Source organism: Roseateles sp. NT4, from assembly GCF_051857475.1.
Classification (GTDB): domain Bacteria; phylum Pseudomonadota; class Gammaproteobacteria; order Burkholderiales; family Burkholderiaceae_C; genus Pelomonas.
Genome location: NZ_JBPZGZ010000007.1, coordinates 183,138 through 195,942, shown reverse-complemented (window position 1 = coordinate 195,942; position 12,805 = coordinate 183,138). Strand labels below are relative to the sequence as shown.

At 69.6% G+C, this 12,805-nt stretch carries 13 protein-coding genes; all 13 read right to left on the bottom strand.

Annotated elements, in window-relative coordinates:
* Positions 1 to 63: 63 nt before the first annotated feature.
* The 13 genes from ACS5PN_RS29585 to ACS5PN_RS29525 all read right to left on the bottom strand — a co-directional run bounded on the left by ACS5PN_RS29585 (position 64) and on the right by ACS5PN_RS29525 (position 12,804).
* Positions 64 to 1,191, bottom strand: coding sequence for an HD-GYP domain-containing protein (locus ACS5PN_RS29585; protein ID WP_439467605.1), 1,128 nt, complete (start codon positions 1,189 to 1,191; stop codon positions 64 to 66).
* 212 nt (positions 1,192 to 1,403) lie between these two features.
* A complete protein-coding gene (locus tag ACS5PN_RS29580) occupies positions 1,404 to 2,312 on the bottom strand; it encodes a hydroxymethylglutaryl-CoA lyase (protein ID WP_439467604.1) in 909 nt (302 codons plus the stop codon).
* A gap of 2 nt (positions 2,313 to 2,314) precedes the next feature.
* Positions 2,315 to 4,297: a biotin carboxylase N-terminal domain-containing protein gene (locus ACS5PN_RS29575; RefSeq protein ID WP_439467603.1), complete on the bottom strand. Its 1,983-nt coding sequence runs from the start codon at positions 4,295 to 4,297 to the stop codon at positions 2,315 to 2,317.
* Between the two features lie 89 nt (positions 4,298 to 4,386).
* Positions 4,387 to 5,427, bottom strand: coding sequence for a biotin synthase BioB (gene bioB, locus ACS5PN_RS29570; RefSeq protein WP_439467602.1), 1,041 nt, complete (start codon positions 5,425 to 5,427; stop codon positions 4,387 to 4,389).
* Positions 5,424 to 6,101 carry a dethiobiotin synthase gene (gene bioD, locus ACS5PN_RS29565; protein WP_439467601.1) on the bottom strand — a complete coding sequence of 226 codons (678 nt, stop codon included), beginning with the start codon at positions 6,099 to 6,101 and terminating at the stop codon, positions 5,424 to 5,426. The genes bioB and bioD overlap by 4 nt, the downstream gene beginning before the upstream one ends.
* Positions 6,101 to 7,315: an 8-amino-7-oxononanoate synthase gene (gene bioF, locus ACS5PN_RS29560; protein ID WP_439467600.1), complete on the bottom strand. Its 1,215-nt coding sequence runs from the start codon at positions 7,313 to 7,315 to the stop codon at positions 6,101 to 6,103. Before bioF ends, bioD begins: the two co-directional genes overlap by 1 nt.
* Positions 7,302 to 8,582, bottom strand: a complete 1,281-nt coding sequence (gene bioA / locus ACS5PN_RS29555; RefSeq protein WP_439467599.1) for an adenosylmethionine--8-amino-7-oxononanoate transaminase — start codon at positions 8,580 to 8,582, stop codon at positions 7,302 to 7,304. Before bioA ends, bioF begins: the two co-directional genes overlap by 14 nt.
* Entirely contained in the window at positions 8,579 to 9,190 is a 612-nt protein-coding gene (locus ACS5PN_RS29550) for a DUF4126 domain-containing protein (protein ID WP_439467598.1), read from the bottom strand. The genes bioA and ACS5PN_RS29550 overlap by 4 nt, the downstream gene beginning before the upstream one ends.
* Positions 9,187 to 9,762: a DUF7010 family protein gene (locus ACS5PN_RS29545; RefSeq protein ID WP_439467597.1), complete on the bottom strand. Its 576-nt coding sequence runs from the start codon at positions 9,760 to 9,762 to the stop codon at positions 9,187 to 9,189. Before ACS5PN_RS29545 ends, ACS5PN_RS29550 begins: the two co-directional genes overlap by 4 nt.
* The gene (locus ACS5PN_RS29540) at positions 9,762 to 10,547 is read right to left on the bottom strand and encodes an enoyl-CoA hydratase/isomerase family protein (protein WP_439467596.1); all 786 of its coding nucleotides are present in this window, start codon (positions 10,545 to 10,547) and stop codon (positions 9,762 to 9,764) included. The genes ACS5PN_RS29545 and ACS5PN_RS29540 overlap by 1 nt, the downstream gene beginning before the upstream one ends.
* Before the next feature lie 12 nt (positions 10,548 to 10,559).
* A complete protein-coding gene (locus tag ACS5PN_RS29535; RefSeq protein WP_439467595.1) occupies positions 10,560 to 11,411 on the bottom strand; it encodes a dienelactone hydrolase family protein in 852 nt (283 codons plus the stop codon).
* Positions 11,411 to 11,944, bottom strand: a complete 534-nt coding sequence (locus ACS5PN_RS29530; RefSeq protein WP_439467594.1) for a GNAT family N-acetyltransferase — start codon at positions 11,942 to 11,944, stop codon at positions 11,411 to 11,413. Before ACS5PN_RS29530 ends, ACS5PN_RS29535 begins: the two co-directional genes overlap by 1 nt.
* A gap of 2 nt (positions 11,945 to 11,946) precedes the next feature.
* Positions 11,947 to 12,804 carry a dienelactone hydrolase family protein gene (locus ACS5PN_RS29525; RefSeq protein ID WP_439467593.1) on the bottom strand — a complete coding sequence of 286 codons (858 nt, stop codon included), beginning with the start codon at positions 12,802 to 12,804 and terminating at the stop codon, positions 11,947 to 11,949.
* Position 12,805 lies beyond the last annotated feature (1 nt).

The window sequence follows — 12,805 nt, the reverse complement described above, 5'->3', positions numbered from 1 at the left end:
CCCCTCGGGGGACCGACCAGACGCGCCCGCGTTCAGGGCGGCGCGACTGGGCGAGGGGCGTCCTCAGTCGGGGACGGCCTGGATCAGCTTTTCCAGGCCGACGCGGACTTTCAGGCCGGCCAGCGGCACCACGGCCTGGATGCCGAACTCCGCCTTGGCGGTGTCGCGCTTGGCAGGTTCCATGCGCAGATTGCCCTGGCGGTCCGTCAGCACGGCCACGACGGGCGTGTTGGCGCTTTCGCCGCGCTTCATGACCATGCCCACTTCGCCCGACTTCAGCCGCACCGTGCAGCCCGGCGGGTAGAGGCCGAACTCCTTGATGAGGGCCGCGGTCAGCGCATCGCCCTTGGCCGCCTGGTACTGCAGCCGCGCCGCCGCATCGGCCAGCAGCGGCTGGCGCTTCAGCCGCGGGCTGAGCTTGGCGGTGAAGCAGTCGGCGCTGTGGATGAGCTGGGCCACTTCATTGATCTTGGCCGGCCGCTTGGGATAGCCCGTGCCGTCGTGCTCCTCGTGATGCTGGCGCACCGCCTCCAGCCAGTCGTTGTCGGTCACGCCGGCCATCTCCAGCATGGCCGCGCTGCGCTCGGGGTGGGACTCGATCTCGGCACGCTGCATGGTCGTCACCGGCGACACCTGGGTCACCAGCTTGTTCTGCAGCTCGGCCATGGAGATGTTCATCGTCAGCGCTGTGCGCAGCACGCATTGCTTCTGTGCCGTGGACCAACCCAGCCGCGCGGCCGCCAGGCAGGCGGCCGTGGCCGTGTGCACCGCATGGCGGCTGGCATAGGCGGTCGGGCCGCCATCGACGGCCTCGGTGCGCACGGCCTGCAGGATGGCGAGATCGGGATCACGCTCGATCAGCGCCAGCAGGGGCCGCGAAGCCTCGTCCAGCGAGGCCGTGAAATCGCCCGTCGGGCTGGCGCGCAGCAGCCTGCCGACTTCGCCCATGCTCTCGTCCCAGTAGGCCGGCAACTGGTCACGTCGCGCGTTGGCGATCTTGCGCGCGGTGTCGTCGAACTCGCGCACATCCACCGTCGCTTCGCGCTCGATCAGCTTGTCCAACTGTTCGCTGCTTTCGAACTGGTGGCCACGCGCCAGCAGCAGGCGCCCGCTGACATCGAAGATGCCGAACGGCGTGGGCTTGCCCGCCTGGAAGCGGGTCTTGTGCAGACTCAGTGGCTGAAAACTCATGGCCTACCGCGAGTGGCCCGCATCGTCTCCAATGCGCCCCGGCCAACCCAACGTCCTTGTTATGTGTGACGGGGCGGATTACAGCGGGGGAGGCCGCGCTTGGGTAAGTTTTCAGTAAGCCGGGATGTGACAACCGACACGGGAGCGTCGGTGTAAACGAACATCACGGGCCGCCAAGCCCGTTGCCATCGGGGTGAAAGCCCGTTTCAGTTTCAGCCGGCGCGCTTGGCGAGCACCGCCCGCGCCACGCGCGACACCGGCGGACGGCCCAGCACGCTCGAGATGAAAGCGCCCGCATCGACGAGCTTGTCGAGGTCGATGCCGGTCGCGATGCCCAGGCCGTTCAGCATGAAGACGACATCTTCCGTCGCCACATTGCCGGTCGCGCCCTTGGCATAGGGGCAGCCGCCCAGGCCCGCCACGCTGGCGTGGAAGCTGTGCACGCCCAGCTCCATGCTCGCGTAGACATTGCTCAGCGCCTGGCCATAGGTGTCGTGGAAATGGCCCGACACCTCGGCGAGCGGGAAGTGCTTGAGCGCGCGCTCCATGGCCGCCTGCACCTTGCGCGGCGTACCGACGCCGATGGTGTCGGCGATGTCGATGGCGTCCACGCCCAGCTCGCGCAGCGGCTTGACGACGCGCTCCACCTGGTCGGCCGTGATCTCGCCTTCGTAGGGGCAACCCAGCGAGCAGGACAGCGCCGCGCGCACCTTCACGCCCGCCGCATGTGCGCCGGCGATGACGGGTGCAAAGCGCTCCAGGCTCTCGGCGATGGAGCAGTTGATGTTCTTCTGCGTGAAGGCTTCGCTGGCCGCCGTGAAGACGAGGATCTCGTCGGGCTTCGTCGCCAGCGCCGGCCCCAGGCCCTTGGTGTTGGGCACGAGGACCGAATAGCGCACGCCGGCGCGGCGCTCGATGGCCGCCATGACGGCTGCGTTGTCGCCCATCTGCGGCACCCATTTCGGGCTGACGAAGCTGGTGACCTCGATCTCCTTCAGGCCGGCGTCCTGCAGCATCGCGACGAGCGTTGCCTTGTGCTCGGTGGCGACGTTCTCCTTCTCGTTCTGCAGCCCATCTCGGGGGCCGACGTCGAGGATCTTGACGTGCGAGGGCAGGGCCATGATCAGGCCTCCAGTTTCAGCAGCTCGGCGCCGTCGGTGACCTGGTCACCAATCGCGAACAGCAGCTCCGCCACCTTGCCGTCGCGCGGCGACGAGATGGTGTGTTCCATCTTCATGGCCTCCATGACGGCCAGGGGCTGGCCCTTGGTGACGGTGTCGCCGGCCTGGGCCAGGAAGGCGATGAGCTTGCCGGGCATGGGCGCGGTCAGACGGCCGCCTTCGCTCGGGCCGTCGCCGGCATGGGCGATGACGTCGACCTCGGTCAGCACGGCCGAGCCGTTGGCGCCGAAGACAGCGACGCGTTCGCCCTGGGCATAGGTCTTCACACGGATGCGCTCGCTTCCCAGGAAGAGCTCATGCGTCTCGGCGTTGGCCGACTGCACAGCGAATTCGATGGCTTCGCCTTCGACCGTCAACGTCATGCCACCGCGGTGATGGCGGGACAGCAGCACCTCGTGATGCGTGCCGCCGGCTTCCAGGTCGAAGCGGCGCGTGGCCGAGCCGAACAGGCGGAAGCCGTCGCGGGCGCTCCAGGGATCGGTGCCTTGCGTCGCGCCTTCGATGGCCAGCGTGTGAGCGACGACGGCGGCGGCGCTGACGCGCAGCGGCAGGCCGGGCTGGTCGAACAGGACCGCCTTCTCACGCTCGATGAGGCCGGTGTCGAGGTCGGCGCCCGAGAAGGACTTCGTCGCGGCGCAGCGGCGCAGGAAGGCGACGTTGGTGTGCAGGCCGACGATGTGGGTGTCGCGCAGCGCCGTGTCCAGGCGGGCCAGCGCCTGGGCGCGGTCCTCGCCCCAGACGATGAGCTTGGCGATCATCGAGTCGTAATAGGGGCTGATGGCATCGCCCTCGCGCACGCCGGCGTCGATGCGCACGTTGCCGCGCTGGAAGGCCACGTGGGCCGGCCAGCGAGCCACGTCCAGCGAGCCGGTGGCCGGCAGGAAGCCGCCGTCCGGGTTCTCGGCGCAGATGCGGGCCTCGATGGCGTGGCCGTGCATGCGCAGCTCCGATTGCTTCAGCGGCAGCGGCTCGCCGGCGGCCACGCGCAGCTGCCACTCGACCAGGTCCTGGCCGGTGATGGCTTCCGTCACCGGGTGCTCCACCTGCAGCCGCGTGTTCATCTCCATGAAGTAGAAGCGGCCGTCCTGTTCAGCGATGAACTCGACGGTGCCGGCGCCGACATAGCCCACGGCCTTGGCAGCAGCCACGGCGGCCTCGCCCATCTGGGCGCGGCGCTCGGGCGTCATGCCCGGCGCGGGCGCTTCCTCCAGCACCTTCTGGTGGCGGCGCTGCACCGAGCAGTCGCGTTCGAACAGATAGACGCAGTCGCCGTGCGAGTCGCCGAAGACCTGGATCTCGATGTGGCGGGGCTTCTGCACATAGCGCTCGATCAGCACCGCGTCGTCGCCGAAGCTGTTGATGGCCTCGCGCTTGCAGGAGCCCAGGGCGGCGTCGAACTCGTCGGCGCTGTAGACCGCGCGCATGCCCTTGCCGCCGCCGCCGGCGCTGGCCTTGATCAGTACGGGGTAGCCGATGCGGTCGGCTTCCTTCTTCAGCAGCACGGGGTCCTGGTCGGCACCGTGATAGCCCGGCACCAGCGGCACCTGGGCGGCTTCCATCAGCCGCTTGGACTCGGCCTTCAGGCCCATGGCCAGGATGGCGCTGGGCGGCGGGCCGATGAAGACGACGCCGGCGTCGGCGCAGGCCTGGGCAAAGGCTTCGTTCTCGCTCAGGAAGCCATAGCCGGGGTGGACGGCCTCAGCGCCCGTGGCCTTGGCCGCGGCCAGGATGCGCTCCCACTGCAGATAGGAGTCGCGCGGCGCCGGGCCGCCGATCAGGATGGCTTCGTCGCAGGCCTTGACGTGCTGGGCGTCGGCGTCGGCTTCGGAATAGACCGCGACGGTCTGGATGCCGAGGCGCTTGGCGGTCGCTGCCACTCGGCAGGCGATCTCACCTCGATTGGCGATCAGGATCTTCTTGAACATCTTGTCTATCTCCTCAGCCGTCTTCTTGTGGATTCAGGATCGGGGCGCGCCGTCAGTCGATGGACCTTTGGCGCGCGAACTTGCAGGGATCAGTGCGTGCAGACCTGCACCTTGGCCGCGGCGTCGGACGGCGTCAGCTCGGCCTCGGTCGAGCAGCGCATGCCCAGGCGCTCCAGCAAGGCGCGGTCCTTTTCGGCCTGCGGGTTGCTGGTCGTCAGCAGCTTGTCGCCATAGAACATGGAGTTGGCGCCGGCCAGGAAGCACAGCGCCTGCATGGTTTCCGGCATCTCCTCGCGGCCGGCCGACAGCCGCACCATGGCACGCGGCATGGTGATGCGGGCGACCGCAATCGTGCGGATGAACTCCAGCGGGTCCAGCGGCGCGGTGCCGGCCAGCGGCGTGCCTTCGACCTGCACCAGGTTGTTGATGGGCACGCTCTCGGGGTAGGGGTCGAGGTTGGCCAGCTGCACGATGAGGCCGGCACGCTGGCGGCGCGTCTCGCCCATGCCGACGATGCCGCCCGAGCAGACCTTGAGGCCTTGCTGGCGCACGCGCTCCAGCGTGTCCAGGCGGTCCTGGTAGGTGCGCGTCGTGATGATCTGCCCGTAGAACTCGGGGGCCGTGTCGAGGTTGTGGTTGTAGTAGTCCAGGCCCGCGGCGGCGAGCTGCTCGGCCTGGCCGTCTTCCAGCATGCCGGCCGTCAGGCAGGTCTCCAGGCCCAGGGCCTTGACCTCGGCGATCATCTCGCCGATGGCTTCCAGGTGGCGCGGCTTGGGCGAGCGCCAGGCAGCGCCCATGCAGAAGCGAGTCGCGCCGTTCTGCTTGGCGGCGCGGGCGGCTTCCATGACTTCTTCGAGCGGGATCAGCTTCTCGGCCTTCAGCCCCGTGTCGAAGTGGGCCGACTGCGGGCAGTAGGCGCAGTCCTCCTCGCAGCCGCCGGTCTTGATGGACAGCAGCGTGGACAGCTGCACCGCATTGGCATCGAAGTGCTCGCGATGCACCTGTTGGGCGCGGAAGATCAGGTCGTTGAAGGGCAGGTCGAACAGGGCCACGACGTCCTTGACGGTCCAGGGGGTGGCCTGGCGGCGGTCGGCGTCGGTCGTGGGGGTGAGGGTCTGGATCTGGTTCATGCGGAGGCAACCAAGGGGGAAATGTCGAGACGCGCCGGCGCGGCCAGCGGGTCGGAAAGTCGGGGGATGTGTCCCAGGCAGGGCGCTTTCAAGCCGGCCTGCAGAGAGGCCAGATTGTCGGCGACATGGGGTTGATCGGGGTCCACCGTGTTGGCCACCCAGGCCGCCAGCCTCAGGCCGCGGGCACGGATGGCCTCGGCCGTCAGCAGCGCATGGTTGATGCAGCCCAGGCGCAGGCCGACGACGAGGATGACGGGCAGGCCGAGGTCGACGGCGAGGTCGGCGGTGTCCCAGGTCTCGGTCAGCGGCACGCGAAAGCCACCCACGCCTTCAACCAGCGCGGTGTCGGCCTTGGCCGCGGTGGCGCGAATGGCGGTGAGCAGCGCATCGCGATCGATCGTGCCGCCTTCGAGCTTGGCGGCAATGTGCGGCGCGCAGGGCTCGCGGAACTGCAGCGGGCCGATCTCGGCGTCGCTCAGTCCGAGGTTCTGGGCTTCGAGCAGCTCGGCGACGTCCTCGTTGATCCAGCGGCTGTTGCGCCAGGTCTGGCCCGCGGCCAGTGACTTGATCGGCGCGACGCGCAGGCCGGTGGCGGCGAGTGCGCGGGTCAGCGCGGCGGTGACAAAGGTCTTGCCGATCTCGGTGTCGGTGCCGGTGATGAAGAAGCCTTTCATCACGCGGCCTGCTCCTGTGCCGCCGCAGCGCGTTCCAGCGCGCTGAGCAGCGCGTCCACGTCGGCGGCCGTGTGCGTTGCGCACAGCGTGATGCGTAGCCGTGCCGTGCCGGCCGCGACCGTGGGTGGGCGGATGCCGGGTACGCGCAAGCCAGCGCTCTCCAGCGCGGCGGCCAGGGCCATGACCTCGGCATTGCCGCCGACGATCAGCGGCTGGATGGGCGTGGCCGAGTCGGTCAGCGACCAGCCGAGGCGCGGGTGGTGGTCGATCAGCGCCAGCAGGCCGTCGCGCAGCTGCGATTGCAGGGCGACGAGGTTGGCGCGGCGGGTGGTGCCGAGCGGCCCTTCGATGAGAGCAAAGCTGGTCAGCAGTGCATGCTCGATGGCCGGCGGCGAGGCGGTCGAGAAGATGAAGTTGCGGGCCGCCTGCAGCAGGTAGTCGACGATGGTGGCGTGGGCCGCGACAAAGGCGCCCGCCAGGCCCGCGGCCTTGCCCAGGGTGCCGACGAGGATGAGGCGTTCGCTGTTCAGGCCGAAGTGTTCCAGCGAGCCGCGGCCGTTCTCACCCAGCACGCCAAAGCCATGGGCGTCGTCGACGATGAGCCAGGCGTCGAACTCGTTCGCCAGCTTCAGCAGCTCGGGCAGCGGCGCCAGGTCGCCGTCCATGCTGAAGACGGCGTCGGTGACGATGAGCTTGACCTTGGCCGTGCTGGCCGCAAGCAGCGTGCGCAGGCCGGCCACATCGGCATGGCCATAGCGCGTGACCTGGGCCTTGGCCAGGCGCGCCGCGTCGATCAGCGAGGCATGGTTGAGCTGCTCGGAGAAGATCTCGGTGTGTTCGTCGCCCAGGGCCGTGACGACGGCGAGGTTGGCCATATAGCCGGTGCAGAAGCCAATGGCGCGGGCCTGCGGGATATGCGGCGCATACCAGCGGGCGAGCGTGTCGGTGACGGCCTCATGAGCGGCGCTGTGGCCGCTGACCAGCGGCGAGGCGCCCGATCCGCCGCCCCACAGGCGCGCGCCTTCCGCGATGGCTGCCGCAATCGCGGGCTCGGCGGCCAGGCCGAGATAGTCGTTGGAGCAGAACATCAGCAGCTCGCGGCCGTTGAGGGTCTGGCGCGGCGCCGTGCCGTTGTCGGCGGTGCGCAGTTTGCGCGTCAGGCTCTGGGCCGCAATGGCCGAGAGCTTGGCGCTGAGGTGATCAAGCAAGGACATCGTTCAAGGTCGCCGTCACGGCCCGGGCCAGGAAGGCCGCGGTCGCGTCGTCGATCAGATAAGGGGGCATCAGGTAGACGGTGGCGCCGATCGGTCGGATCAGCAGTTCGTGTGCGCGGGCCTTGAGATGAAAGGCTTCGGCGAAGCGGGGTGGTGCTTCAGGCACGTCGAAGGCCAGGATCATGCCGCGTTGGCGCAGATGCTTCACACGTGGGGCCAAGGGCGCGAAAGCGCGGGTCAGCCGCTGCGCCTGCGCCTGGTTGTCTTCGAGCTGGCCGGCGTCAAAGCGGTCTAGCACTGCGTTGGCCGCCGCGCAGGCCAGCGGGTTGCCGGTGTAGGAGTGCGAATGCAGGAAGCCGCGGGTGACGTCCTCGCTCCAGAAGGCGGCGAAGACATCGTCCGTCGTCAGCACCAGCGACAGCGGCATCGTGCCGCCGGTGATGCCCTTGGACAGCAGGATGAAGTCAGGCCAGTCCGCGCCCGTCTGTTCCCACGCGAAGAAGGTGCCGGTGCGGCCGCAGCCGACAGCAATCTCGTCGGCGATGAGGTGGACGCCGAACTCATGCGTCAGCTCGCGCAGGCCCTTCAGATAGGCCGGCGAGTACATGACCATGCCGGCCGCGCCCTGGATCAGCGGCTCGACGATGACGCAGGCGATCTGCTCATGCCGTTCCGCGAGCAGCGTGCGCATGGCCTCCAGCGCCTCGGCCTCGTTGGCCAGCCGGCCGTCGGGCGACGCGACGATGTGGGCGCGCATCAGCAGCGGGTCATAGGCGTCGCGGAAGACCTGCACGTCGGTCACGCTGAGCGCGCCCAGGGTCTCGCCGTGATAGCTGTTCTTCAGGCAGACGAACTCGCGCTTGGTCGTCAGGCCGCGGTTCTTCCACGAGTGGAAGCTCTGCTTCAGCGCGATCTCGACGGCGCTGGCGCCATCGCTGCCGAAGAAGGCATGGCCCAGCGCACCGCCGGTGCGTGCCGACAGCCTCTCGGCCAGGCGCACGGCGGGCTCGTGGGTGCAGCCGGCCAGCATCACATGGGGCAGGGTGTCGAGCTGGGCCTTGATGGCGTCGTGCAGTGGCTTGTCGCTGTGGCCGAAGAGGTTGACCCACCAGGACGAGTTGGCGTCGAAGTAGCGCCGGCGCTCGGTGTCGAACAGCCAGGGGCCCTCGCCGCGGGCGATGGGCAGGGGCGGCACGGCCTCGAGGCGCGCCATCTGCGTGCAGGGGTGCCAGACGGCCTGGCGGCTGCGGTCTTGAAGGGAAGTCATGCGGGAGAGGGGCCGCGCACGCGCCGGACCAGCGCGCGCAGGAATTTGAAGCACAGCCAGATCAGCATGGCCATGACGGCCAGCGACAGCGCCAGCAGCGGGAAGAAGACAAAGGGGTGGGCCACCGCAAGCCACAACATGGTGGGCACGGCCACATCGCCCAGCAAAGACAGGCCGATGTTGGAAAAGGGCTCGGGCGAGGTGTTGGCCGCCGCGCGTGTGCTGGCCTTGGCGGCGTGGGCGGTTGCGGCCAATCCGCCGCCAGCCAAGGCCGCGACGACACCCCAGGCCTGGCCATGGTCACCGGCCCAGCCGCTGACGAGCCCGGCCACCAGGGCCGCGCCGGCGGGGATGCGGATCAGCGTGTGCAGCGCATCCCAGGCGCTGTCGACGAGGGGGACCTTGTCGGCCAGGAACTCGATGCAGGTCAGCACCGCGGCGGCGCCCATCACCAGCGGCGAGGCCAGCACCTGCAGGCCCGGCGGCAAGGCGATCCAGCCCCAGTGCCCGGCGATGCCGACCAGCAGCACCGTCAGGTACAGGCGCAGCCCGCTGGCCCAGCCGAGAGCGGCGGCCAGGGCGAGCAGCTGCAGGGCGTCGAGATTCATCGGCCCTTGGGGATGTAGCCCTGGCGCAGCAGCAGGGCGCCGAACACGGCTTCGATGAGGGCGCCCGTCATGGCGCCAAGGAAGGGGCCCATGGCCTTCAGCTCGGGCGACGGCGCCGCCAGCACGCCGCCCAGCACCAGGCCGGCCGCGGCCAGGGCGAAACCGACGGCCCAGTAGATGCGCAGGCCATAGACGGCGGTGAACACGAGGTAGCGCCCGCCGATGACCAGCAGCATGGTCGGGAAGAACCATTCCAGCTTCTGCGTCGCCACGCCCAGGGCCAGCGCACAGCCGGCCAGCAGGCCGAAGGTGCTGAACATGGCGAGGCGGCCGAGCGGGTTGGTCTTCTGGTGCATGCCGGCGCGGCCGAACAGCTTGGCCAGCCCCATGCTGACCGGGAAGATGAACATGCCGCCGATCAGCAGCACCCAGACGGCCTGCTGGGGCTTGGCCACCGCGGCGGTGCCGGCGGCGATGCTCCAGGCGAAGGCCGAGGCCAGCACGCCGAAGGCGCCATGCCAGTAGGCCGTGCGCATGTCGGCCTGGGCCTGAGAGAGGGTCTGAGCGGACATCAGGCCTGCGTCCAGGGAGCGAGCGTCTTGGAAAGGAAGCTCTGCACGCCGGCGCGGCCTTCTTCGCTGGCGCGGATGTCGGCGATGCGGCGGGCGGTGTTGTCGCGCAGCTGAGGCGTGATCTCGCGGCTGGCGACATCCTTGACCAGCTGCTTGCAGGCGCGTGCGGCGGCCGGGCCGTTGGCCGTGATGGCGGCGACCAGTTCGTCGACCTTGGCGTCCAGCGCCTCGGCCGCGACGACTTCGTGCACCAGGCCCAGGCGCTTGGCCTCGGCGGCGGAGAAGCGCTCCGCCGTCACGAAATAGCGCCGCGACGCCTGCTCGCCCAGGGCCTTGACGACATAGGGGCCGATGGTGGCGGGCAGCAGGCCGAGCTTGCCTTCACTGAGGCAGAACCCGGCGGCCTCGACCGACACGACGATGTCGGCGCAGGACACCAGGCCCACGCCGCCCGCATAGACGTCACCCTGGACGCGCGCCACGACCGGCACCGGGCAGGAATAGATCGCCCACAGCATGTCGGCCAGCCGGGTGGCGTCGGCATGGTTCTCGTCCCAGCTGTAGCCGGCCATGGCCTTCATCCAGTTCAGGTCGGCGCCGGCACAGAAGGCCTTGCCTTCAGCGGCCAGCACGATGGCGCGCAGCTCGCTGCGCTGGCCCAGCTCGGTGAAGGCGGCCGTCAGCTCGGCGATCAGCACCTCGTTGAAGGCGTTGCGGACCTCGGGGCGGTTCAGCGTGACGCGGGCGACATGGCCCTGGGTGGTGATGGTCAGGCAGGTGCTCATGGCGATGCGGGGTCAGGGATGGGATTGTCCGGCCGCGCCCAGATGGCGGGTCAGGAACTCGGCCAGCCGGGCCCGGGAGGCGCCGTAGGCCTCGGAGTTGCCGCCGAGATGGACGCCGGCGGCATTGCGGCCATTGGGGACGTCGCTGCGAAAGCGCACGGCCGAATCCGAATCGAAGCCGTGATACGCGCCGGCATAGACGTCCAGCACCACGTCATGGCCGGCGGCCTGCCAGCGGCGCGCCAGGCGTTCGCAGGGCTCGGGCGGTGTCCAGTCATCCGCGCCACCGAGCTGCATCAGCACGGCTTTGGCCGCCGGGTCCGCGGCCTGTTCGCGGCCGCAGCCGGGATAGAAAAGCACGACGGCAGCCAGGGGCGGGGCCGGCGGCTGCTGGTGCGCATTCATGGTGCTCAGCGCCGTCGTCGCGCCATTGCTCCAACCCATCAGCGCGATGTGGCCGGCATCCACGCGCGGCTGAGCGCGCAGCCAGGCCAGCGACTCCAGCACATCGGCGCGGCGGTCGGCGATGTCGACGCTGCGCGTGCCATAGCGCTGGGTGCAGACCGAGGCCAGGCCGCGCGAGCCGAAGCTGTCGGGCAGCAGCACGTGATAGCCCAGGGCATGCAGGCGTTCGACGTAGTTGGGATAGCGGGCTTCCAGCGTGTGGCCGTCGCGCTTGTACAGGCCGCCGCAGCCGTGCAGGGCCACGACGGCAGGATGGGGCCTGTCATCGTCCAGCGGCGCCCAGTGCAGGGTCAGGGCCGGCCGGCGCAGCGTGGCCGGCAGGGTGGCGACCTCCATGGCCTGGGCAAGGCCGGCGAAGGCCAGGCAAGCCGCCAGCAGCAGGGCAGTCGTGTGGCGCATCAGACGCCGGCGGTGAGGGGTTTGCACATCAGCACCGACGCATAGGTCTTGCCCTGCCATTGCACGCCGCCGACCTCGGTGTAGCCGCGGCGCAGGTAGCGGGCGCGCAGGGCGGCGGCAGGCTCGGCCGTGTCCAGGGCGAGCTGGTGGAAGCCCTGCTCGCGCGCCCAGTTCTCGGCGATGTCCATCAGCTGCTCGCCCAGGCCCAGGCCACGGCAGTCGGGGTGGACGGCGAACTGCGACAGGATGGCCGTGCCGGGCGTCGTGTACAGCGGCGGGGGCGGGTCGGCGATATAGGCCTCGCCCGCGTGCTTGGGGCCGCGCACGGCGACGGTGCCCACAAAGCGCCCACCCATTTCGGCGACGAAACCCTGGGCGCCGGCCAGGCGCTCGCGCGTCACGTCCACGCTCTGGTCGACGGCGGTGAAGTTCCAGCCCTGCTCGGCCAGCGAGGCGTAGGAGGTGTGCAGCAGCGCGGTCAGGGCCTGCAGGCAGTCGTCGCTGGAGAGGGGGCGGATGGCGAAGTCGGGCATGGTCAGTCCGTGATCGTGAAGCCCTGGCGGCGCAGGAAGTCGGCGACGACCGGCTGCCAGGCCTGCGGGAAGCGAGCGAACAGCAGGTGACCGTCCTCGCCATGCGGCGGGAACTGCTTGAATTCGGCGACGCCGCCGGCATCGCGAAAGGCCTGTACCCAGTCGCGTGGCAAGGCCGGTCCGAAGTAGCGATCGTTCTCGGCATAGACCCAGAGCATGGGCATGCGCGCCGTCTGGCCGTAGCTGGCGAACAGGCGCTTGAGCGCCGGGGCCGAGCAGGGCTGTTCGGGATGTTCCTTGGGGTTGCCGCCACCGCCGCCGGCGAAATTGATGGCGGCGACGACACCGGGCGGGTTCAGCGAGGCCAGGGTGACGGCCGTGGCGCCGCCAAAGGACTGGCCCATGACCACGATGCGGTCCTTCGCGACATCGTCGCGTTGGCGCAGGTTGTCGAGCAGTTGCAGGCTTTCGTCGGCCGCGGCACGGTAGGCGGCGGGATAGAGGCGGTTGTTGCAATTGCCCGAGTCCTCCACGTCCTCGCCGCCGGTGACGCCATAGCCGATGCGCGTGGGCAGGGCGACGAGAAAGCCGCGTTCGGCCAGCCAGCGCGAGGCGTCGGCAGATCGTGCGCGGCCCAGGGCCGCACGCCCCGCCGCATCGACGGCGCGGCCATGGTTGAGCAGCAGCAGGGGCCGCGGCGCCGGCGTGGCGTCGTCGAAGAACAGCGTCACGCGCATGGGATGTTCGACGGCCTTGCCCCAGGCATTGGTGACGCGCACGGGCAGATCGAACTGCTGCTCGACCAGCTTGGCGTGAACGTTGAAGGACAGGGCTGCGGCCAGCAGCCAGGCGAGGCGCATG

Coding starts and splice junctions, on each gene's coding strand:
- ACS5PN_RS29585 (WP_439467605.1), bottom strand. CDS start 1,191: ATGAGTTTTCAGCCACTGAGTCTGCACAAGACCCGCTTCCAGGCGGGC.
- ACS5PN_RS29580 (WP_439467604.1), bottom strand. CDS start 2,312: ATGGCCCTGCCCTCGCACGTCAAGATCCTCGACGTCGGCCCCCGAGAT.
- ACS5PN_RS29575 (WP_439467603.1), bottom strand. CDS start 4,297: ATGTTCAAGAAGATCCTGATCGCCAATCGAGGTGAGATCGCCTGCCGA.
- bioB (WP_439467602.1), bottom strand. CDS start 5,427: ATGAACCAGATCCAGACCCTCACCCCCACGACCGACGCCGACCGCCGC.
- bioD (WP_439467601.1), bottom strand. CDS start 6,101: ATGAAAGGCTTCTTCATCACCGGCACCGACACCGAGATCGGCAAGACC.
- bioF (WP_439467600.1), bottom strand. CDS start 7,315: ATGTCCTTGCTTGATCACCTCAGCGCCAAGCTCTCGGCCATTGCGGCC.
- bioA (WP_439467599.1), bottom strand. CDS start 8,582: ATGACTTCCCTTCAAGACCGCAGCCGCCAGGCCGTCTGGCACCCCTGC.
- ACS5PN_RS29550 (WP_439467598.1), bottom strand. CDS start 9,190: ATGAATCTCGACGCCCTGCAGCTGCTCGCCCTGGCCGCCGCTCTCGGC.
- ACS5PN_RS29545 (WP_439467597.1), bottom strand. CDS start 9,762: ATGTCCGCTCAGACCCTCTCTCAGGCCCAGGCCGACATGCGCACGGCC.
- ACS5PN_RS29540 (WP_439467596.1), bottom strand. CDS start 10,547: ATGAGCACCTGCCTGACCATCACCACCCAGGGCCATGTCGCCCGCGTC.
- ACS5PN_RS29535 (WP_439467595.1), bottom strand. CDS start 11,411: ATGCGCCACACGACTGCCCTGCTGCTGGCGGCTTGCCTGGCCTTCGCC.
- ACS5PN_RS29530 (WP_439467594.1), bottom strand. CDS start 11,944: ATGCCCGACTTCGCCATCCGCCCCCTCTCCAGCGACGACTGCCTGCAG.
- ACS5PN_RS29525 (WP_439467593.1), bottom strand. CDS start 12,804: ATGCGCCTCGCCTGGCTGCTGGCCGCAGCCCTGTCCTTCAACGTTCAC.